This is a genomic window from Aggregatimonas sangjinii, from assembly GCF_005943945.1.
Lineage (GTDB): Bacteria > Bacteroidota > Bacteroidia > Flavobacteriales > Flavobacteriaceae > Pelagihabitans > Pelagihabitans sangjinii.
This window is the reverse complement of the sequence record NZ_CP040710.1, coordinates 1,210,212-1,232,888: the sequence shown is the minus strand read 5'-3', so window position 1 is coordinate 1,232,888 and position 22,677 is coordinate 1,210,212. Positions and strand designations below refer to the sequence as shown.

Genomic DNA, 22,677 nt, shown 5'->3' with positions numbered 1-22,677 from the left:
GTTTTTGAAGACTTGCCCTTTTTATAAGGAGGTAAATTAAACTAAATGGTCAGGAAAGTTAGATTTACGGAGTCCCGATAAATCCTCTTGGTGAATGAAAAAGCGAAGCTCCCGCTTCCAGCTTTTTTTGTTTCCGAGAACGTCCAAAACAACGTTTTGGTAAGCGCTCGGAAACAAAAAAAGTGATACCGCTCTGGCGGTATCACTTTTTCATTCGGTCGGGATGACAGGATTTGAACCTGCGACCACTCGACCCCCAGCCGAGTGCGCTACCGGACTGCGCTACATCCCGAAATTATTATAGACACGCTAACGTAACGAATCTAAAGTAGTTTCTCAAAAATACCCAAAATCAACTGTAGTGCAGTTTATCCTGAGCGTAGTCGAAGGGCTACATCCCGAAATTATTATAGTCACGCTAACGTAACGAATCTAAAGTAGTTTCTCAAAATACCCAAAATCAACTGTAGTGCAGTTTATCCTGAGCGTAGTCGAAGGGCTACATCCCGAATTATTAAAAGAGACCTTAACCCAACGAATCTGTTGGAGTTTCTTAAAATATCCCTTAAAACAAATCCGACTTCCGAAAGAGCAATCGAAACATTTTAAAGGACTGCAAAAATATAAAAGTGGAATAGATTTACGCCTATCTTTTCAGTAAAAAAATCGGAAACTATTTTAGACTTTCCATCCATTCGAACAAACGCTCCGTCCAACCCATAAGATGCGGGTCTTTTCTGGCCAAGGAAAATCCGTGACCTCCTTTTGGATAGATATGCATGGTTGCGGAAACCCCCTTGCCTTTTAACGATTGATAAAACAACAAACTATTCTCGACTGGGACCGCCTCGTCATCCGTTGCATGAAACAAGAAAGTAGGTGGGGTATTTTCGGTCACCTGCTTTTCATTGGAAAAATGGGATGCCAATTCCGGGGCCGGGTCTTCCCCTATCAAATTGGTTTTAGAACCTTTGTGGGTGGCTTCGCCAAAGGTAATGACCGGATAGCCCAAAGCCATAAAATCGGGACGCGCGCTTTCCTGATCGATTGCATCCAGAGGTTCGTAGACCTCTTCGCCAAAACGCGTACCCAAGGTAGAAGCTAAGTGGCCCCCTGCCGAAAAACCGATAATTCCGATTTTAGCCGGGTCTACGTGAAACGCTTCCGCTTTTGCCCGAACCATGCGTATAGCACGCTGCGCATCGATAAGCGGAACCAAATGCTTATCGGTTTGCGATATCGAGGAAGGTAGCCGGTACTTAACCACGATTCCGGCAATGCCCTTTCCATTTAAAAATTTAGCAATATCGGTCCCTTCCCAATCGTACGCCAATATGCCATAACCGCCTCCAGGAAATATAAGCATCGCCTGACCCGTAGCATTTTTTTGCGCGGGAAGATATACTTCGAGGGTAGGTTCCTGCACCTTACTAATGCGAAGAATACCATTTCTCTTGTGTTCTTCCAATTCGTCGGATGCTATTCGATTGGGAATTTTGTCTTTTGGCCAAAGGGGAATAATGGTGTCCTGCGCCGACAATTGACCTATACAGGCAAAGAGCACCACTAGTTTTAAAAGTTTCATCTTCCTTAATTTTAGTGTTCACATTCCCATTTAAAATCGGCGATGGGATCCTTGGATGCCGAGGATAGGTTATAATGCCACCATTCGGTACGTATGGACCAAAACCCGTGTTTTTCCATAGTTTCTTTGAGCAGCTTCCGATTATCCAGAATATTTTGGGGCAAATCGGTCATGTCGTGGTACGCTCGCTTCCCGAAGAAATCAAAATCGGTACCCATGTCCAGTACTTCGCCATCCAAGGTTTCCAAAGTAATATCCACTGCCCCGCCTTTGTTGTGAATAGAGCCTTTTACGGGATTGGCGACGTATTGGGGGTTCGGAACTATTTTCCACATCTTATACTGTACCGAATTGGGACGGTAACAATCAAAAAATCGGATGCGCACACCAGCTTTCTTAAAGTCGTCATTCGCGGCGATAAGTGCTTTGGCCGTCTTCACCCGGGTATAGCACTCGGCACAATCATATACCTGGGCTTTTAAGAAGTTATTCTCCGTGGCATAGCGCATGTCATAGGCAAAATCCCCACTATAATCGGCCAATCGTATAAAAGTGGAGTCCGCCATATTTTCAAGCGTGGGATAGGACTCTTTCGCACCAATAGAAATATCGTTTATGGTGTCCTTGATTTCGACCGCTTCCTTCTGTTGCGTATCCCCATCCCCCCTATGGGAAGCATCTTCTTTGCAGGAGATTATAACGAGACCTAACAATACGATTAAAAAACTATTTTTCATTCTAACTAGTTCATTGGTCCGCCATCATTAACCCGACGGCAGCTAGGGCTTTGCAGTATTGGGCACTAATCGTATAGATGATTTTAGAAGTATACCGAGCCCTACAAATTACGCTAGGAAGATACTCATATTTTTGGTTCGGATGAATTCAAGTTCCCAAGTTCTATTGGCTTTCTAGCAGCTACCGGCTCGAATGAAAAGGAAAACCCATTTAGCTAGTATGCAAAGGTGACCTATATGCATATCCATTTTAGTAAAATCACTTTATTATTACCTACTTTTAAGAACTCCATTCCAGATCGAAACACTATGAAAATCACCAACAAGTTGCTTATCGCTTTTTTTTTAATAGGATGCTTATCCGCCTGCAAACAACAGCCATCAAAAACAGAAGCTGAACCAAAAAATTCCGCCGCCAAATGGATGTTAGGCTTTGAAAAAACCGATATCAACCCCATTATGAAGGCGGATTCCAGTTTCGTATTTACCGATCCCATCACGAATAAAGAAGTGCAATGGCAGAAGGCCGATGTCTTTAATCCTGGGGCAATAGTCCGCAACGATACGGTATTTATGCTATTTCGGGCCGAAGACAACCCCAAGGCCATTTTAGGTCAACGAACTTCGCGCATCGGGTTGGCCTACAGCGCAGATGGCATTCGCTTCACCAAATATGCAGCTCCAGTTTTCTATCCCGCGGATGACGAATTTCAAAAATGGGATTATCCAGGTGGTGTGGAAGATCCGAGGGTCGTTGAAACTCCTGACGGTACCTATATCATGCATTATACCAGCTGGAACAATGACGTCGCCAGGCTTTCTTCGGCCACATCAAAAGACTTAAGAAACTGGACCAAGCACGGACCCGTTTTTCAAAAAGCCCATGATGGGAAGTTCTTGGATGTGTGGAGCAAGTCGGGATCGGTGGTTACCGAACTGGTCGATGGAAGGCTGAAGGCCAAAAAAATCAACGGAAAATACCATATGTATTGGGGCGAACTTTTCATAAATCTCGCCACGTCTGAAAACGGTATAGATTGGACGCCGCTTTTAGATGCCCAGAGGGAGCTATTACATGTCTTTACACCCACACTCAACCAATTCGACAGCCACTTGACCGAACCTGGACCACCAGCCCTATTTACCAAAAACGGAATCCTATTGTTGTACAACGGAAAAAACCTGAACGGAAAAGGTGCGACTACCGAATATCCCGATGGCACCTATTGTGGAGGTCAAGTACTCTTTGATAAAAACGACCCTGCAAAGTTACTTGCCCGTATGGAAACCCCATTTATCTGTCCTAGCTTACCGCATGAGGTAAGTGGACAATACAAAGCAGGTACCACCTTTATCGAAGGCTTGGTCCATTTTAAGAATAAATGGTTCTTGTACTATGGTACGGCGGATTCGATGGTCGGATTGGCGATAAAAGAGTAATTTGTACTATAATCAGTTTTTATGCGGATATCCTTTAGTCTTTCCATTGGCTTGTTAGTGCTGCTTATTTCTTGTAAGGAGAATACCTCTAATACAGCGTTGACATCCGAAACCCAAAAACCGAACGTCATCCTGATCATGAGCGACGATCAGGGCTGGGGTGACCTGAGTATTAATGGCAATTCCAATCTCAACACGCCCAACATCGATGCTATCGCCGAGAACGGCGTTACCTTGGAAAATTTTTATGTACAGCCTGTTTGCTCGCCTACCAGAGCGGAAATACTGACTGGGCGCTATGCCTCCAGATTGGGTGTTTATGCGACCTCGGCCGGTGGCGAACGAATGAATCTCGGAGAGACTACCATCGCCGAAGTTTTCAAGGCCAATGGCTATCATACCGCGGCTTTTGGCAAATGGCATAACGGTATGCAACCTCCCTACCATCCGAACACCAGAGGTTTTGATGATTTTTATGGATTCGCTTCAGGGCATTGGGGCAATTATTTCAGCCCTATTTTGGAACATAACGGCCTTTTGGTCAGAGGAGACGGTTTTCTAACCGATGACCTTACCAATAGAGGAATCCACTTTATCGAGAAGCACAAAAGCGAACCTTTCTTCCTCTACCTGCCCTTCAATACGCCACATAGTCCGATGCAGGTGCCTGACATTTATTGGGAGAAGTTCAAAAACAAAGAATTGACCAAGAAGTATACCGGAGTTGGTGACGAAGAACCGGAATTTACTAAGGCCGCCTTGGCAATGGTAGAAAATATAGACGGGAACGTGGGCAGGATTATGGAAAAAATACGAGCGCTTGGTCTCGAAGAGAATACCATAGTACTATTTATGTCCGATAATGGCCCGAACAGTTGGCGCTGGAACGGCGGTATGAGAGGAAGAAAAGGAAGTACCGATGAGGGCGGAGTTCGCAGTCCGTTTTTTATCCAATGGAAGGACGTGCTACCAGCCGGTACGAGACGTATACCTATTGCCAGTAGTGTAGATCTACTACCTACCTTGGCAGATTTGGCCGGCATACCCCTTGAAACGCAAAAACCCTTGGACGGAAAAAGCCTAAAACCATTGTTAGTATCGGAGGAGGAAAACAAGTGGGATTCCGAATTCGTATTCAATCATTGGAACGGTAAGACAAGCGTCCGCTCCCAAAACTATCGCTTGGATGCCCAAGATCGCCTATACGATATCACCAAAGACAGGGGTCAAACAACGGATATCGCCACCCGCCACCCGAAAATGAGGGATTCCTTGAAAAAAATAAAGTCCGACTGGCTGGCAGATGTCAAAGCCGATTTGGTGGTCAAAGGCGATAGGCCTTTTACTTTAGGGCATCCCGACCATGAATACACCCAGATACCTGCGAGGGACGGCATTCCCCATGGAAATATCAAGCGGAGCAATAGGTACCCCAACGATACTTTTTTTACGAATTGGATCAGCGTAACCGATTCCATTAGCTGGGATGTTGAAGTAATGGCGGATGGAAAATACGAGGTAAGTATTCTCTACACCATGCCCGAAGGCAGCCAGGGCATGGCAGTAGAATTAAGTCACGGCAAAAATTTAATGATGACACGCATAATGACGGCTCATGACCCAACATTGACTGGTATGGAAAATGACCGTGTACCTAGAATCGAATCCTACGTTAAGAATTTTAAACCCAAAATATTGGGAACTTTATATCTTAGAAAAGGAAGACGCCCACTTGTATTGAAAACGAGGTACTTGCCGGAGAAGGACGGTATTGATGTTCGACTTCTTTTTTTTAAGCGAGTTGATTAAAGAATAATTTGGATTTGCTTAACTTGAGTTCATAAACAAAATGCTATGCAAAATTTAATTTTAGTGCTATTGACATTGTTCAGCCTTTCATGTTCCAATACCGATAACGGAAATACGACTCAACCTACCGATGGTCCGGAAACCGATTCGCAAACGGACGTATTGCCGGAAGTAGAGGATACCGGATTTGATTTTACGGCAACGAATACCGAGGGCTGGGAATTATTGTGGGAAGATGATTTTGACGATAATCTATCTGATTGGAATATTTGGAACGGCGGTGCCTTCAATAATGAACTTCAATTTTACCAAGAGGATAATCTCACCGTAGACGACGGTTATCTTTTTGTGCGGCAAAAGCGAGAAACGGAAACAGGTGTAACAACCCCTTTTGATGCCACAGTAAAATCCTTCAATTTTACCAGTGGTCGCGTAGAGACAAAGCAGTTGTTCAGTCCTGCTCTTGAGGGAGGCGTTTTGCGCATTGCGGCAAGGATAAAATTACCTGCTGGTGCGGGTCTATGGCCGGCCTTCTGGAGCTATGGGGATCCGTGGCCTACTCAGGGAGAAATCGATATTATCGAATTTCGGGGAAACAAGGTCAACGAGTATGTTGCCAATTATTTTTATGGGGTCGAGGCCAGCATGCCATTAACAGATTCTTCCCAAACCACTTTTACACTTGATACAGGTGTAGACCTGACGAATGAATTTCATGTTTATGAATTGGAATGGTCAGAAAATACCTTGGTAATTTCTTTAGATGGCACCCCAATTAATACCTTTTCCACAGCCGAATTTCAATATGTCGATGATATGTTCGACAAAAGCCAAAAAATCGTATTGAATCTTGCCGTTGGCGGTAATTTCTTTAATGGTCAAAATCTTGATGTCAATGATATTCCAGATAGTACCTATATGATCGTCGACTGGGTGAAAGTATTTAAACAATAGGCCATTTGGGCGCCCTTTAGCCAAGTCCGCATGGAGGTTCACACTTTGGCGAAAATTGATATCCAAACCATCTCTTTGAGCGATGTAGTAGTTGCGCGCGTTATCCACTGCTTTAGACTTCCCGTATTCTTTTATCCTATTCCAAACTTTTTAAGTATTGAAGGCTTTGTGGGACTTGTTCAACGACTTTGGAGCATTCGTCTTCGATAAACATGTATTCGACCACTCCCAATTCTTTGGCGCGTTTCACCACCCCGGCTATGTCTACTTCCCCAGTACCCAAAACTACATTAGTCTCTACATCGGCATGTCCGGTATCGTCTTTTGGCGTGCCTTTCTCCATATCCTTTAGATGAAGTAACACAAATTTGTCCGGATAGGTATTCAATAAGCTTAGGGGGTCCGCGCCACCGTGTTGTACCCAGTATACATCCATTTCAAAATCGAAGTGCTCGGCATTTTGCGCCATATAGTCGAATAAGGTACCTTCTTTATACGGTCGAAATTCATAACCATGGGCGTGGTAGGCAAGTGTAATCCCGGCTTCCTTTAACTTCTTTCCCGCGGCATTAAAAACCCTCGTCGCCTCTTTGGTCTTCGCGATATCGAAATTATTTCCTTCGTGGGAGATCCATGCACACATGACATATTTTGCCCCGAAGGCTTTGGCGTTCGCGATAATCTTATCGATTTCACCGTTCTTCAAATCGTCATAACCGGCCCCTACACTGACCACATCAAGATTGTTCTTCGTGAGCAGCGCTTGAAATTCGACCATAGGTAATCCATACGTATCCCCTCCCTCGATATAGCGAATGCCCCAATCATTGATGAGTTGTAGTGTACCAGGAACATCGGACTTCAATTGATTCCGAAGGCTATACAGTTGCAGACCGATTTCTTGGGCGTTCATCGGTATCCCGAAGGCTACGACTAGCAATAGTGTCAATAATCGTTTCATACCGCTTCCTGTTGATTATGAACTCGTCTTGAGTTCTATAAATTGATTTTGCTCCCCCTTAAAAAATTTACAGTGCTTTTTGTCGCTTTGCTGAATTCGGTTGCTAGATATGCACCATCCCGTAATGCGTTTTCAGTCAGGAAGGCTTTTTAGATAATCTAAACTTTTGGGAATCTGATTCAGGACTTTTGAAGATTCATCTTCGATAAAGAGGTATTTCAATCCCATTTTTTTGGCTTCTTTGACGACTGCGGCAATGTCTATTTGACCCGTTCCGAGAACCACATTGGTCTCCACATCCGATTGGCCGTTTTGGTTTCCCACGGTTCCTTGTTCGCAATCTTTCAAGTGCATTAGTTTGAATTCCTCCGGATAGCGCCGTAACCATTCGACTGGGTCTTCTCCGGGATGTGCGAACCAATACACATCCATCTCAAAATCAAAATGTTGCGAGTTATCAATCATATAATCCATTAAAGTGGAATCGCCATGCGGTCTGAACTCATATCCGTGCGGATGGTACACCAAGGTAATCCCCTCATCTTCGAGCATTTTACCAGCTCTATTAAAGACATCCAACGCCAGTTTCGTATCGTCGATGGTGAAGAGTGTATCTTTATGCGGAATCCAAAAACAAACCACGAATTCGGAGCCATAGCTCTTTGCTCTGTCGATGACCGTTTCAGGAGAATTTTGCAATTCTTCGAAAGGGGCACTTGCGCTTACAATTTCTAAATTGTTCTTGGCCAACAGCGCTTTGTAATCTTCTAAAGAATAGCCCTGGGTACCATCGTTCCCATCTTCAACTTTGGTAAAACCCCACTGTTTTATCTTGGCAAAGGTTCCTGGAACATCCTTTTTAATTTCATTCCGTAAACTATATAACTGCAGACCTATTTCCTGGGCACTCGAAAATGCTCCGGTTACCAAAAACACAAAGAGTAACAATAATCCTTTCATCATAAATATTTTAGAGTCGCCACGCATAAGCAAAGGCAGGTAATCCCCTACGGTGTACCTTATGTCAATAGATTACCTTTTTCGTCCCAAGTCGCGATATCGCCCCTAGTACTTTGATCGATACATTTGGCTATCCAGGCCGGGTCATAGGCCACACCGTGTTGATCCAATACATCTTGCGGTACACCATCCCAAACGTTGGGCATATTGCCTTTGTAGCCTAAATCGGCAATACCTACTTTCGAGGTGTAATAACCGGTAACCGTAAGACCGCGCATCACATAGAAAAACTGTATTTCCAGTGGTTGTTTTTCCAACGCGATTTCTGTATCATGCCAGCAAATTTCATCGCAAATTTGTTTTTGCTGCTCCAAAGTCGCCGACTTAAATTCCGTACCGAATTCGGTATTACATTTATGATCTAACCACATTAGGCCTCCCAAAAGCGTGGGTGCCATGGTAGGGATATCTTTGCCCATAAACTCGACTAGCTCGGGAACCCCAGCCTCAATAGGCCCTCCGTGCGGTTCTTTGGGCGGGAGAATAACCGTGCTGAGCACTCCAATCGTTTCCAGCTCATGCTCGTTAAAAAGCTGTTCGGCATTTAGTTTTTCGATGCGTTCCAGTTCTTCAGGCGTACGACCGAAATACTTTTCACTGCTTTCCGCAATCGTATCGTCAACGGTTTTACCATTTTCCGTCTTGCAAGCGTTGAACACGAAACCGGTACTTGCCGCTGCTCCCCCGAGAATTAGGGTCTGTAAACTCTTTCTTCTATCCATTTCCTAGATATTTTGTTGTTTCAATTGTTCAATGATATAATCCGAGGCTCTCCAGGACAAGGCCAAAATCGTCCACGTACAGTTCTTATCGGCTTGCGAAACAAAGGGTCCTGCATCGACAATAAAAACATTATCGACATCGTGCAATTGGTTGAATTTGTTCGTAACGGAGGTTTTGGGGTCGTTGCCCATTCGCGTGGTACCCACCTCGTGAATAATTTGACCTGGCGAGAGGAGCCCATAATCTTGGTCCTTACCCGGTTTTTCACTAAGAGGGACACCTCCCATATTATGAATCAATTCTTCAAAGGTATCTTGCATATGCTTGGCCTGATTTCGCTCAAAATCGGACCATTGATAATTGAACTTTAAGACTGGAATACCGAATTGATCTACCGTGGTCGGATCTATTTCGCAATAATTTTCCTTGCGCGCAATGGCCTCGCCACGTCCTCCAAAACCGACGACCGATCCATAGTATTTTTTCACATCGTCACGTAGACTATCTCCATAACCGCCCACCTTCAATCCAAAATATTTATTGAAACCATTCGGATCCCATCCGAAGCCATAATTAGGCTGGCCCATACCGCCCCAGACTTCAATATGATATCCGCGTGGGAAATTGAGCTTCGAATTGTCGCCCCACCAAGGTGAATACACGTGCATACCACCCGTACCGTCTTCGTTATACGAGACCTTGCGATTCGTTAGACCAGGAATAACGCCCGCAGCACTCGACCCTGTCGAATCATGCAAATATTTACCGACGATATCGCTACTGTTACCAAGACCATTCGGATGCTGTTTGCTTTTGGAATTCAAGAGTATACGTGCTGAGCTACAAGCAGATGCGGCCAAAACCACAACTTTTGCTTTAAGCTTGTATTCCTTTCTGTCGTCTTTGCTGATATAGGAGACCCCTGTTGCTTTTCCTTCTTCATTGGTGGTCACTTCGCGCACCATGGAATTGACAAAAATCTTGACTTTACCACCGCTCTTTTGCGCTGGAAATATCAAGCAACTTCCCGCGGAGAAATCTGCATAAACCGAGCATGACCGGCTGCATTGCCCACAATAAAAACAGACGCCGCGATCTTCATTTATTTTTTTGGTCAACATCGACATCCGACTCGGATAAACGGGTATTCCCGTCTTTTTTGCTCCGTTGATATAAAAAAGTTCGTGCAGTCGGGGCTTCGGAGGTGGAAGAAAAAATCCGTCAGGGTCATCTTCCAAACCTTCATTTGTTCCATAAACACCGATTAATTTGTCTACTTTATCATAATACGGTTTTACATCGTCATAGCTAATGGGCCAATCATCACCATGACCGTCACGCGTTTTTCCTTTAAAATCTTTTGGTCCGAAACGCAGTGAAATTCGCCCCCAGTGGTTGGTTCGCCCTCCGAGCATTCTCGAACGCCACCATCGAAAATTCGTTCCTTCCTCCTGGGTGTAGGGCTCTCCCTCAACATCCCAATCGCCCCATGACATATCCCATCCGCCAAACGCTCGATCAGTGCCCGCTCCCCTTCTAGGTGATTCATAAGGCCATTTCAATTGGGTCTTGGTCACTGGGTCGGCGGGGTCAAAAAATGGACCGGCTTCTACAACCGCTACATTAAACCCGGCATCGGCAAGCTGTTTTGTGGCCATACCCCCACCTGCACCTGAACCTACAATGATAACATCATAAACTTCGGCGGACTCTTTAATTTGCATAGCATCTATTTTTTTGGATGCTACAATTTAAAGATTTAAAATAAAATTACTCGTGATTTTTTTGAATACCTGAATTAATAAGTGGTCCACTTTTATTATGCTGACAGCGTCACATCATTAGAACATGACATATATCATATGCAAAGTACCGTACAGCCACTAATTTTATATCAAAAGAAGAAGGCCTATAGACTCTTTAATGGAATGAATGCGGATGCTTGAATTGCAACCTTAACAACCAACAGCTAAACTAAATAGTCATTATCATGAAAAAAATAATCGTACCCGTAGACTTTTCCATACAATCCGAATATGCAATGAAAGCAGCCTGCAGTTTGGCCAAAAAACACGAGGCGGAGATTTTAGCTTTACATATGCCAGAGCTCAATCGGGCACTAATAAGTTCTTCGGAAGGTTTTCACCCTGAACAGACCGTTTTTCTCATCAAGCTCGCTGAGAAAAGGTTTAATAATTTTCTAAACAAACCTTATACACAAGGCATTACGATAACACCTATCGTCAAGCACTTTAAGGTGTTTAGTGAGGTAAATGAAGTTGCCGACAAGCATGACGCAGATCTTATTATTATGGGGTCTCATGGCGCGGAAGGGTTTAAGGAGATTTTCGTAGGATCGAACACCGAGAAGGTTGTCCGCACGGCCGATGTACCCGTAGGAATTATTAAAGATGAAATCCCTGACTTTGCCATTGAACGATTTGTATTCGCCTGTGACTTCAAGGAGGAAAACCTCGACGCTTATAGCAAAGCAAAGGCCTTTGCGGATTTATTGAACGCCAACATTGAGCTGGTCTACATCAATACCCCTGGAGATAGCTTTTTAAGTACTCTGGATGCCTATGGGAAAATCAACAGATTTTTTGATAAAGCCGGTAACGGACAGGAAATGGATATTTACAACGACTATACTGTCGAACAGGGCATTTTGAATTTCGCGGAAGGAACCGAAGCCGATTTAATCGGAATACCGACTCACGGTCGCAAGGGGCTGGCCCATTTTTTCAGAGGTAGTATCGGGGAAGATATTGCAAACCATGCCAAACTACCAGTAGTTACATTCAAGATATAGGGGACTGGTTTTTAGAAACCAGCTAAGGTTGCAGGGAGGCTCTTTTTCAAGCCTCCCTTTTTCAATTGACCGCCTTATTGCGATTTTTGCCCGGGACCTCAAGCAAAATCTCTCCCATAAATCGGTACAGGGTCTCCATCTGAGGCTTTCCTTTACTTTTCCCGCCTCGACCAAAAGCATAAAGTATAAACCAAAACAATACCATACTGATCATTAAGCCGAGCTGAAGACCATATGGTTTTTGCAGTGCGGCACTAGAATAGGCCCAAATACCGACTACGATAAATAGCGTGGCCACCCCGAAATGCAAAAATATGAAGAACGTCCAAAGGGTGGGATTAGGACCGAAGAGACCATAAAGCTGTACTTTCCCGTTGTCGGTTTCGATAATTTCAAGATGTAATTGAGGTGACCAAAAGTGATGTTCCCGCGCATTGAATTTGATAAATATATGGTCGTCTACCCGTTTGATACTAAAAGTCGGATTTTTGGAATTTTCGAATGCCTCTAGAACGATCTGCTGCTCTTGGGTCAATTCCATTTGAAATCTTGGCCTAAGTACGATATCGTTGCGCAGCGTGTTTTTCACAGGGTATTAGTCGTGGCATTCCATTCCGCTGGACACCAGTTCTACAATCGGCTCAGGTGATAGATACGGAATACCTAGACCCAATCCTCGAAATATAAAAAGTAGTCCAATGATGACCACGAAAATGGGAATGACGAGCTGGACTTTTTGGCGTATACCACCCTTGAGCAAGCCGCTAAAATAAATAGCGGCTGTCATTAAGGGTACAGTTCCCAAACCGAATAGAATCATATACGTTGCACCGTACAAGGCATTTCCCATGGCAATAGCACCAAATAGGGCCATATATACGAGTCCGCACGGTAAAAAACCATTTAAAAAACCGATGGTCAAAAACGTATCGGGACGTTTGTTTTTTAATTCTTGACCCAGTCGATTTTTTACTTTTGAAATTATCTTGAAAACTGGTTTGGACAGATTGTAATTGCCAAAACTTTGATACGGAATGAGCACCAGCACAATCATCAAAACGCCAATGAGAATGGATAGTTTCTGTTGCATCCCAAAAACATAGAGTCCTTTTCCCAAAAGTCCAAATACAAGTCCGATCAGGGCATAGGCCAGCAACCTACCAAAATGATAAATAGCTACCTGCCCAAATTTCTTAAACGTGTTCGTTCGATCTACAGGAAGCATAAAAGCAATGGGGCCACACATGCCAATGCAATGTAGACTGCCCATTAAACCTAGTATGATAGCCGATAGTATCATTTCGTTTTATCCTTTATTGCAAGCCTTATCACTTTCAGGAAGGCCGTCGTTGCATTTTGGCGCTATTTTAATATTGGCTTAGGCACGAACAACTCCACATAAATTATCTGAAGCTTGTCTCTTACCTCTTGCCTCTTTTTATACCCTGTCTCTTCTTGTCTCTTGTCACTGCCTGCTAGCAGGTAGGTCTTGTCTATTATATCAATACGTAATACTTTGCTTATGCAAAAAAACTTCCCTCCCATATTCCCAAGCAACTTTGATATCCCAGCGTCCCTCGACCAAATCATCGTCCGGTATCAGAAGCCGGGGGCTTGTTAGGCGTAGGGGTCGCTCGGCATCCAAATACTTGTTGGATGGCCGATAGAGCGATACCGAACCCTTTATCTCTTTGAAATCCATTTTTTCGGGAAATTTCAATAGGAGGCCCTCCTTTGTTTTTTCCACTACCAAAAGTGCGTTATTGAACTTCGCGTTGTTCATTGCGTCTATTTCGTTTTGATAGCCTAGTTCGGCCTTATAGTAGTCTTCCGTAACCAAATCGTGGTTGGCCCTATCATCGGTACTCATACGAACGATAAAGAATAGGATAAAACTTATAAACCCTATGAATGCCAAAACGATTCCCGTTCCCCAGTTGATTCTCATAATTTCTTTTCTTTTAATTAGCCCGACCTCGTTTCTTTATACTGTTACTTCTCTGGCCGAAATTTCGAAAATTTTCATTGTCACCTTTATGCGCTACCGATAGCTTCTTGGCCCCGTGAAGGCGGTGCTCGTGGTTTCTATCAGGTCTTCGCCGCTATATACGCCGATTTTTACCCTATCCTTATCTCCTTTTAGGGCTGAATTATTTAGCTCTACGAACAGCGTTCCTTCGGCCAATGCCGCTGGGGGAATACTGAAATGGGAATGACTTACCAAGTTTATCTTCCCCTTATGGGAAATCAGTTTAAAACTAATGTCCCGAATCTCCTCATTTGTCTTGTTGACCAATTTGTAGGTGTACACATTGCTGATGATGTTACCATCCTTATGTTCGTACAACTGTCCCGGTAACCTCAAAATACTGGCCTCGACATCATTTCTCAAAAAAAGCATCCCTATCAAAAGACCGATCAGGATGGTCAATATTGCGCTGTATCCTTTTAACCTGGGGGTAAACTTGAACTTTTCATTCTTTACGATCTCATCCTCACTGGCATACCGTATCAAGCCTTGGGGGAGGTTTACTTTATCCATAATCGTATTACACTCGTCGATACAGGCCGTACAGTTTATGCACTCCAATTGCGTTCCGTTACGGATATCTATTCCGGTAGGGCACACGTTCACACATTGAAAGCAATCAATGCAGTCGCCATGGCCCAACGCTTTTCTGTCTTCGTTCTTACGAAATTTCTTTCTACCTTTTTCGGCCTCACCGCGTTTATAATCGTATGCCACGATTATGGATTTATTGTCGAGCAATACACTCTGCATACGACCATAGGGGCAGGCGATGATGCACACCTGTTCACGAAACCATGCGAACACAAAATAGAACACTGCCGTGAAAATCAATAATGAAATGAGAATACTCAGATGCTGCAGAGGGCCATCGGTTATATATTGAATCAAGCGGTCACTACCGATCAGATAGGCTAGAAATACATTTGCAATCAGGAAAGAAATAAGAAAAAAAACAAACCATTTCAGTGCTCTTTTTCTGATTTTCTCCATATTCCACGGTTGCCGATCCAATTTGATCTGGGCACCTCGGTCACCATCTATCCAGTACTCTATCCTTCGGAATACCATTTCCATAAAGATGGTCTGCGGGCACATCCATCCACAGAAAATGCGACCAAAAGCCACGGTGAACAATGCCACGAAAACCACCCCGATGATCATCAACACTACGAAGAGGTAAAAATCCTGTGGCCAAAAGGGAAGGCTGAAAATATTAAAGCGCCTTTCCAATACATTGAACATCAAAAATTGATTTCCATTGATTTTTACAAAGGGCGAAGCGATGAGAAAGATGAGTAAGCCGTAGCTGACCCATTTTCTATAGGTATACCAATTGCCACTAGGTTTTTTGGGATATACCCAAGCGCGTTTTCCCTCGTCGGAAATCGTTCCTATGGAATCCCTAAAATGGTCATGATCTTGCTCCATATGGGGATGGCTACTGATTCATTACCACCGAAGTGGTATCGGTTTCCTGAACTGGAACTCCCTCCTCAGGAGCCGACTTTTCGGGTGCACTGGGGCCTGACCAGATTTCTCCCTCTGCCGCTTTCGGATTGGCGGCTGTTTTCCCATGTATTTCGGTAAGAATGTAACTGGAAACCTGTGCCATCTCCAAGGGCTTGAGGTTTTGTTTCCAGGCGATCATGCCTTTTCCGTCGCGGCCTCCCTCCGATATAGTATGGAATACATTCTTGATACCCCCACCCAAAATCCAATAATCATCGGTCAGGTTGGGCCCGATACCGCCCCCACCATCAGCCATATGACAGACCACACAATTAATCGTGAATAGCTCCTCCCCAGCCTTGATGTCGGCAGCGTCGGTCAATAGTTCGACGGTATTGGCATCTACGAGATCCTTCGCGTTTTTCTTGTATTCCTCAATTTCCAATTGGGCGGCGGCCACATTGCGTTCGTATTCGAGATCTTGGTCATATCCACCAAAGACATGAAAGCGCAGCATGTACACCAGGCCAAATACAATGGAAGCATAAAACATGTACACCCACCACGGCGGCAACTTGTTGTCCAGCTCACGAATGCCGTCGTAATTGTGGTCTAGAATAATCTCTCCTTCGGCTTCTATAGGCTTGGCACCCATCAAACGAGCGTAGGTTTTCCTAGCCCATGTCCATTCCCATTTTTTTGATTTTGATTCCAAATAACGCGCCTTGGCCTCTTCGGAAAGGGTTTGGAACATTACATTCTCTATAGACTGTACGATTAAGGCGATAGCAATAAGTAGTAGCAATGTAAACAGCATAAACAGTTGCGCCATAGGATACTCGACAATGGCAGGTTTCTCTCCCGAATCGACAAATAATTCCATTAGGCCAAGGATACCGAAAAAGGCTCCGGTTACCCAAAGCCACCAAGGGTTGGTATTTTTCATAGTTCTAGGTTTTGCTGATTGTCCTCATCAAATGGTAATTCGCTCATTTCCTTAATGTGGGTTTTAGAAGCGGTAAAGACCCACCAGTAGAGGCCTACAAAAAAGGTGAAGAAAATGAGCAACGAAATAATGGGGTATATCCCGATACCCTCGATACTGTCCATATAGCCCTTTACGAATTTTAGCATGCTTCTTTATTTTTAGGAGACAGGAATCAAGAGACGGTAAGGTTTTTACCACTAATTGGCCTTGATTCTAGTTTCTTGGTTCTTATTTATTTGTTTTGCGAGATCAGTTCTTCGGTATCCTTAATTTTGATATCGGTACCCAGGCGTTGCAAGTATGCAATCAATGCAACAATTTCCCTATCGCGCATCTGAATGAACTCCTCGCCATTGTCGGCCGCAATTTTTTTATCGGCTTCATACCCTTTGGCAAAATCTGGGTCGGTATAGAGATTCTGCTCAATTTGCGTCGCCTGCTCATTCATATTGGCTTGGGCGTTGGCAATTTCTTCATTTGTATAAGGAACGCCGAGTGTAACCATGGCTTCCATCTTGTCCTCTGTTCGGCTTCTGTCCAATTTATCGCGAATCATCCAAGAATAGGAAGGCATTATAGAACCTGACGAGGTACTTTGTGGATCGTACATATGGTTCAGATGCCAATTGTCGGAGTACTTCCCTCCTACCCGTAAAAGATCCGGACCGGTACGTTTGCTTCCCCAGAGAAAAGGGTGGTCATAAACGAATTCACCCGCCTTGGCGTATTCCCCATAACGCTCCACCTCGCTTCGGAAGGGTCGTACCATTTGGGAATGACAACCTACGCAGCCCTCACGTATGTACAGATCACGTCCTTCCAGTTCTAAAGGGGTGTAAGGTGTTACGCTGGTAATGGTCGGGATGTTCGATTTGACCAAAATCGTAGGAACGATTTGAATAATACCACCGATCAAGATAGCCACCGTTGCCAAAATGGTCAATTGAATGGGCTTGCGTTCTAACCACGTATGAAGGGTCTCTCCGGCTGTTCTACGTTTCGACACCCTAGTTAGTGCTGCGGCTTCGGCCAGTTCATCCTGTAGCTTGCTTCCGGCCTTGATGGTCAAGACCACATTGTACACCATGACTACTGCACCGATAAGGTACATGCTGCCACCAATGGCCCGCATCCAATACATGGGCATGATTTGGTTGACCGTTTCCAAGAAATTCCCATAGACCAGGGTACCATCCGGATTAAAATCTTTCCACATAAGCGCCTGTGTAAATCCGGCCACATACATGGGTAAGGCATATAAAACGATTCCCAAGGTGCCTATCCAGAAATGGAAGTTCGCCAATTTGAGCGACGCCATTCGGGTCTTGAACATTTTGGGCACCAACCAATAAATCATGCCGAAAGTCATAAATCCGTTCCACGCCAAGGCACCTACGTGCACGTGAGCAATAATCCAATCACTGAAATGGGCAATGGCATTTACGTTTTTCAGGGAAATCATCGGGCCTTCGAAAGTAGCCATCCCGTAACCCGTGATTGCAACGACCATAAATTTCAATGTAGGATCGGTACGCACCTTATCCCATGCTCCTCGCAGCGTCAATAATCCGTTGATCATACCGCCCCAGGAAGGTGCCAACAACATTATAGAGAAGGCCACTCCTAAATTTTGGGCCCAGTCGGGCAATGCCGTATACAAAAGATGATGCGGACCGGCCCAGATATATATAAAAATGAGTGACCAAAAATGTACGATGGACAATTTGTAGGAATAGACCGGCCGATTCGCCGCTTTGGGGACAAAATAATACATCAGCCCCAAGAAGGGTGTGGTTAGAAAGAAGGCCACCGCATTATGACCATACCACCATTGCACTAGGGCATCCTGCACTCCGGCGTAGACAGAATAACTTTTCCAAGTACTTACTGGAAGCTCAAAACTGTTGAATATATGAAGCACCGCAACCGTTACTATCGTTGCCAAATAGAACCAAATGGCTACATACAGGTGTCGCTGTCTCCGTTTGATCATGGTGCCGATAAAATTCCAACCGAAAACGACCCAGACCAAGGTAATCGCAATATCGATGGGCCACTCCAATTCGGCATATTCCTTAGAGGTACTATAGCCTAGAGGAAGGGTAATCGCCGCTGCCACGATGATAGCCTGCCAACCCCAAAAGTTGATGTTGCTCAGTACATCGCTGAACATTCGTGCCTTCAATAGGCGCTGTGTGGAATAATAGATTCCCGCGAACATGGCGTTGCCGATAAAGGCAAAGATGACCGCATTGGTATGCAACGGTCTTAACCGACCAAAACTCAACCAGGAAATACCGTCCGTCAGGTTTGGGAACATAAACATAAAGGCCAATAGCAGGCCTACCAGCATCCCAACTATTCCCCATAACATCGTGGCGTAGAGAAACTTTTTAACAATTTTGTTGTCGTAGTAAAACTGTTGTACTTCCATAAATATTCTTGTTTTAAAAGAAGGGAAAAAAGAACCGTGCGTAAAGAGTTTTTCCTCGATGGATCAGCTCTCTCTTCCTTTGCGTCGGTCTCTTTTCTATTTTGCTGGTTTGATTTTAGATTGCTCCCATTTTAATTTTCAACTAATAAGCTTGGGCTTTTACCTTGGCTTTAAGGCCATAATTATTATCTATTTTGCTATATGTCAAGCGTTGCGTTTCTTTGCTATGACAACTTTTCCTTCTCTTCTACTTCTCCGCTGTTCAGAGGTGAATTTTTTTTCTTATCCACTGATACCTCGGCTCCCACAAGTTCGTCTTCAAATAGCATGCGCACCGATGGGGTATACGAATCATCGTACTGCCCGTTACGCACCGATAGGATAAAGGCGACAAAAAAAACTAGAGCCACTACAATGCTAAGGGTCAACAAGAGGTAAATTACATTCATGTGTGCGCTATTTTCGGCGTAAAAATACGTTGTGCCATTTCTGATAAATATGACATTTGTCAGGTTTTCGATTATTCCAATTTTCTTCCTACCATATTCGTTGCCAGAGTCGTAAACGCCACGATACTGATGGAGCTTAAAGGCATCAGAATTGCTGCAATGACCGGTAACAATTGCCCGGTAACAGCAAAATACAGCCCGATAATGTTATAGAGCAATGAAAGCGCGAAGCTCCATTTTACGATTTTGATCGCCTTTTTTGAGGCTGTGATGTAACTATCCAATTGTCGGAATTTTGACGCATCTAAAATTCCGTCGCAGGCGGGCGAGAACACATTTATATTCTCGGAAATGGCGATGCCGACATCGGCCTGCGCCAGTGCTCCCGAATCGTTCAGGCCATCACCCACCATGAGCACCTTCTTACCTTCATCCTGCAGCGATTTAATAAATTCCAGTTTTTCGGTCGGCTTTTGATTAAAATAAAGGGGGGTCAATTTTGGTAGTATTTTTTTTAAGCGTTCCTTTTCCCCTTCATTGTCACCGGAAAGAATAGCAAGTTGCATCTTCTCGGATAGTGTCCGAAACACTTCGGATACGCCTTCCCTATACTCGTTGTGGAACACGAAACGACCTTTATAGGAATTGTTCGCACTAATATGAACTGCGGTATTTTCCTCAGGTAGAACTTCGGCGTCTCTAACAAAATCGGAAGAGCCGATTTTGATACGGTCATCTGAAATTACGCCTTCGATACCCTTCCCCAAATATTCACCATAGTCATCGAGGGTAACGATATTTTGCTCGGCAAGCATATCGTAAAGGCTTCTGCTCAATGGATGGTTCGAGGCGCGTAGCGTGTTTTTCAAAAGTGATTCCTCCGATTGTGTCAATTGCATGCCTTCATAGATCGCAACATTCCTTTTCGTAGTGGTTATCGTTCCCGTTTTGTCGAAAACAGCAGTATCGACCAGTGCCAGCCGTTCTATGGCCTCTGCATTTTTGAGATAGCATTTTTTCTTTCCGAAAATGCGTAGCATATTGCCCATAGTAAAAGGCGATGCCAAAGCAATTGCGCAGGGACACGCAATGATAAGAACGGCGGTAAATACATTTAGCGCTTTGGCGCTATCGTAAAACAGCCAGAATGACATCGCCAAGAAAGCTATACCCAATACCAAAATCGTAAAGCGTTTGCCAATACCATCGGTCAACGTTCGAAAGGAGTCTGAGCGCCCCTCATGAAAAACGGTATTTCCCCATAGTTGGGTCAGATAACTTTGGGAAACCGATTTTACTACTTCAATTTCGATTGCACCTAGCATTTGTTTACCACCGGCAAATACTTTCTCACCTAATACCTTTGAAAGCGGTTCCGATTCGCCCGTTACAAAACTGTAGTCGATTCGTGCGTTCCCCTTAGTAAGAATACCATCTACCGGTAGCAATTCCATATTTCGTATCAATATCCGGTCACCCTTTTGAATGTCATAGACTTGAATGGCTTCCTCTTTTCCATTAGAAGGTATTCGCGTAACGGCAATCGGGAAATACGATTTGTAATCCCGTTCAAAGGATAAAAAAGAATAGGTTTTCTGTTGAAAGAATTTACCGAGCAGCAGAAAGAAAATCAACCCTGTAAGGGAATCGAAAAAACCGGGTCCCCAATTGAAAATGATTTCCAAACTACTTCGTATAAAGAGTACAGAAATACCTATGGAGATAGGCACATCGATATTGAGCATTTTACTTCTTAATCCCTTAAAAGCCGATATGAAGTAGTCCTGTCCCGCATAAAAGACAACGGGTAACGAAAAGCTGAACATCAACCATCTGAAAAAGCCCTGGTATTGGTTTAACCAAAATTCGCCGCCGCTTGCCGTGCTTGTGGCCAAATCAAAATATTCGGGAAAAGATAGAAACATGACGTTGCCGAAAGCAAATCCAGCCACCCCGAGTTTGTAGGTAAGGCTTCGATTTACCGCTTTCGGCTTATTATCAAAATCGTTCAAAGAAATAGAAGGTTCATAGCCGATGCGCGACAAAAGTACCACAAGATTCTTTAAAGAAAATCGGTCTATTCTATACGTGATTCGAACCGTTCTCTTCGGAAAATCAACTTGCGAGCCGGTCACCGATGAATTGATCTTGTTTAAGTTCTCCAACACCCAAATACAAGAACTGCAGTGTATATGGGGAATGTAAAGATTGACTACCTGTACATTTTCATCGTCGAATTCAATCAGTTTTTCGACGATGGCGTTATTCTCCAGAAAATCGTATTTGTTATAGACCTCTCGAGGGCTAGCGCCTGCTGCGGCCTGCAAATCGTAATAGTAGGAGAGGTTGTTGCTTGAAAAAATTTCATACACTGTCTTGCAACCATTGCAGCAAAATTTTTTTTCATCGAATGCGATCGTATTCTTCCCGCAATCATCCCCACAATGGTAACAACTTAATCTATCCATTCTTGAATATCTTAATACCTGCAACAAAGGTGTGCAATGCCAATAGACCAAAACATGATAATTGTCAGGTTTTGATTAACTTGACGAGAGTACCTTTGTTATATCAGGTATAAACAACAAATCATGGAAAACAGATGTGAAAATTGTATCGTTCGTCAATTCAATTCATTACGTGCCATGAATAAGGAGGAATTGAAAAAGGTCTCTGATTCCAAAGTCTCCAAAAAAATTAAAAAAGGTGAGGTACTCTTTGAAGAAGGAGAAAAGTTAGATGGTGTTTTTTGTGTTCGCGATGGGGTTTCCAAAATGTCGAAACTTAGCGCTAACGGAAAGGACCAAATTGTAAAATTGGCGAGTAAAGGAGTAGTGATGGGTCAGCGTTCGGTCATTGCCGAGGAATCAACTAATCTAAGTGCAGTTGCCGTGAACGATATGGAAGTATGCTTTATTCCCAAAGAAATCATCTCAAATGCGTTGAACTCCAATCCTAATTTTGCCGTCGAGGTATTACGACATATGGCACATGACCTCAAGGAGGCGGATGATGTTATTGTGAATATGTCTCAAAAAACGGTCAAGCAACGTATGGCCGAAGCTTTTCTGTATTTGAAAAAGAATTATGGCGAGGATGAAGAAGGCTTCCTAAGCCTGACCCTGTCCCGTGAAGACTACGCCAATGTTGTCGGCACGGCTACCGAATCTTGTATTCGAATCATCTCGGAATTCAAGAAAAAAGGGCTTATCAAAACCTGCGGTAAGCAAATTGCGATAGCCGAAGAACGAAAACTTCAAGATCTGATAGATGGATTCTAATTG

The 22,677-nt window shown here is 44.0% G+C and carries 20 protein-coding genes and 1 tRNA gene; 5 read left to right on the top strand and 16 right to left on the bottom strand.

Annotated features, from left to right (window positions below):
• Nucleotides 1-218: 218 nt before the first annotated feature.
• From FGM00_RS05130 to FGM00_RS05120, 3 genes are all read right to left on the bottom strand, one after another.
• Nucleotides 219-292 (bottom strand) — tRNA-Pro (locus tag FGM00_RS05130).
• Nucleotides 293-673: 381 nt separating this feature from the next.
• Nucleotides 674-1,585, bottom strand: a complete 912-nt coding sequence (locus FGM00_RS05125) for an alpha/beta hydrolase (protein WP_138851874.1) — start codon at nt 1,583-1,585, stop codon at nt 674-676.
• Nucleotides 1,586-1,596: 11 nt separating this feature from the next.
• Nucleotides 1,597-2,322: a M15 family metallopeptidase gene (locus FGM00_RS05120; protein WP_138851873.1), complete on the bottom strand. Its 726-nt coding sequence runs from the start codon at nt 2,320-2,322 to the stop codon at nt 1,597-1,599.
• A 309-nt stretch (nt 2,323-2,631) separates the two neighbouring features.
• Here FGM00_RS05120 and FGM00_RS05115 point away from each other — a divergent pair, with 309 nt between their 5' ends.
• Genes FGM00_RS05115 through FGM00_RS05105 form a run of 3 tightly spaced genes read left to right on the top strand, consistent with a single transcriptional unit; the run spans nt 2,632 to nt 6,525 of the window.
• Complete coding sequence (locus FGM00_RS05115) at nt 2,632-3,762, top strand: glycoside hydrolase family 130 protein (RefSeq protein WP_138851872.1); 1,131 nt, start codon at nt 2,632-2,634, stop codon at nt 3,760-3,762.
• 21 nt (nt 3,763-3,783) lie between these two features.
• Nucleotides 3,784-5,571, top strand: a complete 1,788-nt coding sequence (locus FGM00_RS05110; RefSeq protein WP_138851871.1) for an arylsulfatase — start codon at nt 3,784-3,786, stop codon at nt 5,569-5,571.
• Nucleotides 5,572-5,616: 45 nt separating this feature from the next.
• The gene (locus FGM00_RS05105) at nt 5,617-6,525 is read left to right on the top strand and encodes a glycoside hydrolase family 16 protein (RefSeq protein WP_138851870.1); all 909 of its coding nucleotides are present in this window, start codon (nt 5,617-5,619) and stop codon (nt 6,523-6,525) included.
• A 136-nt stretch (nt 6,526-6,661) separates the two neighbouring features.
• Here FGM00_RS05105 and FGM00_RS05100 read toward each other — a convergent pair whose 3' ends face one another.
• From FGM00_RS05100 to FGM00_RS05085, 4 genes are all read right to left on the bottom strand, one after another.
• Nucleotides 6,662-7,486, bottom strand: a complete 825-nt coding sequence (locus tag FGM00_RS05100; RefSeq protein ID WP_138851869.1) for a sugar phosphate isomerase/epimerase family protein — start codon at nt 7,484-7,486, stop codon at nt 6,662-6,664.
• Nucleotides 7,487-7,618: 132 nt separating this feature from the next.
• Nucleotides 7,619-8,449, bottom strand: coding sequence for a sugar phosphate isomerase/epimerase family protein (locus tag FGM00_RS05095; protein ID WP_236262920.1), 831 nt, complete (start codon nt 8,447-8,449; stop codon nt 7,619-7,621).
• Between the two features lie 56 nt (nt 8,450-8,505).
• Nucleotides 8,506-9,228 (bottom strand): gluconate 2-dehydrogenase subunit 3 family protein, encoded by a 723-nt coding sequence (locus tag FGM00_RS05090; protein WP_138851868.1) that lies wholly within the window; start codon nt 9,226-9,228, stop codon nt 8,506-8,508.
• A 3-nt stretch (nt 9,229-9,231) separates the two neighbouring features.
• Nucleotides 9,232-10,953 (bottom strand): GMC family oxidoreductase, encoded by a 1,722-nt coding sequence (locus tag FGM00_RS05085; protein ID WP_138851867.1) that lies wholly within the window; start codon nt 10,951-10,953, stop codon nt 9,232-9,234.
• Nucleotides 10,954-11,219: 266 nt separating this feature from the next.
• Here FGM00_RS05085 and FGM00_RS05080 point away from each other — a divergent pair, with 266 nt between their 5' ends.
• The gene (locus FGM00_RS05080; protein ID WP_138851866.1) at nt 11,220-12,041 is read left to right on the top strand and encodes a universal stress protein; all 822 of its coding nucleotides are present in this window, start codon (nt 11,220-11,222) and stop codon (nt 12,039-12,041) included.
• A 61-nt stretch (nt 12,042-12,102) separates the two neighbouring features.
• On the opposite strand, the gene FGM00_RS05075 is transcribed toward FGM00_RS05080, so the two are convergent.
• The 9 genes from FGM00_RS05075 to FGM00_RS05035 all read right to left on the bottom strand — a co-directional run bounded on the left by FGM00_RS05075 (nt 12,103) and on the right by FGM00_RS05035 (nt 21,861).
• Nucleotides 12,103-12,630: a GTP-binding protein gene (locus tag FGM00_RS05075; protein ID WP_236262919.1), complete on the bottom strand. Its 528-nt coding sequence runs from the start codon at nt 12,628-12,630 to the stop codon at nt 12,103-12,105.
• 6 nt (nt 12,631-12,636) lie between these two features.
• Nucleotides 12,637-13,341 (bottom strand): sulfite exporter TauE/SafE family protein, encoded by a 705-nt coding sequence (locus FGM00_RS05070; protein ID WP_138851865.1) that lies wholly within the window; start codon nt 13,339-13,341, stop codon nt 12,637-12,639.
• 201 nt (nt 13,342-13,542) lie between these two features.
• A complete protein-coding gene (locus tag FGM00_RS05065) occupies nt 13,543-13,989 on the bottom strand; it encodes a FixH family protein (RefSeq protein WP_138851864.1) in 447 nt (148 codons plus the stop codon).
• A 93-nt stretch (nt 13,990-14,082) separates the two neighbouring features.
• Entirely contained in the window at nt 14,083-15,501 is a 1,419-nt protein-coding gene (gene ccoG / locus FGM00_RS05060) for a cytochrome c oxidase accessory protein CcoG (protein WP_138851863.1), read from the bottom strand.
• 10 nt (nt 15,502-15,511) lie between these two features.
• A complete protein-coding gene (locus FGM00_RS05055; RefSeq protein ID WP_138851862.1) occupies nt 15,512-16,468 on the bottom strand; it encodes a cbb3-type cytochrome c oxidase N-terminal domain-containing protein in 957 nt (318 codons plus the stop codon).
• Complete coding sequence (locus FGM00_RS05050) at nt 16,465-16,656, bottom strand: CcoQ/FixQ family Cbb3-type cytochrome c oxidase assembly chaperone (RefSeq protein WP_138851861.1); 192 nt, start codon at nt 16,654-16,656, stop codon at nt 16,465-16,467. The genes FGM00_RS05055 and FGM00_RS05050 overlap by 4 nt, the downstream gene beginning before the upstream one ends.
• Before the next feature lie 86 nt (nt 16,657-16,742).
• Nucleotides 16,743-18,944, bottom strand: coding sequence for a cytochrome-c oxidase, cbb3-type subunit I (ccoN, locus tag FGM00_RS05045; protein WP_138851860.1), 2,202 nt, complete (start codon nt 18,942-18,944; stop codon nt 16,743-16,745).
• A gap of 224 nt (nt 18,945-19,168) precedes the next feature.
• The gene (ccoS, locus tag FGM00_RS05040; protein ID WP_138851859.1) at nt 19,169-19,393 is read right to left on the bottom strand and encodes a cbb3-type cytochrome oxidase assembly protein CcoS; all 225 of its coding nucleotides are present in this window, start codon (nt 19,391-19,393) and stop codon (nt 19,169-19,171) included.
• Between the two features lie 71 nt (nt 19,394-19,464).
• Nucleotides 19,465-21,861 (bottom strand): heavy metal translocating P-type ATPase, encoded by a 2,397-nt coding sequence (locus FGM00_RS05035; RefSeq protein ID WP_138851858.1) that lies wholly within the window; start codon nt 21,859-21,861, stop codon nt 19,465-19,467.
• Between the two features lie 123 nt (nt 21,862-21,984).
• On the opposite strand from FGM00_RS05035, the gene FGM00_RS05030 reads away from it, so the two are divergent.
• Nucleotides 21,985-22,674 carry a Crp/Fnr family transcriptional regulator gene (locus tag FGM00_RS05030; RefSeq protein ID WP_138851857.1) on the top strand — a complete coding sequence of 230 codons (690 nt, stop codon included), beginning with the start codon at nt 21,985-21,987 and terminating at the stop codon, nt 22,672-22,674.
• The last annotated feature ends 3 nt before the right edge of the window (nt 22,675-22,677 follow it).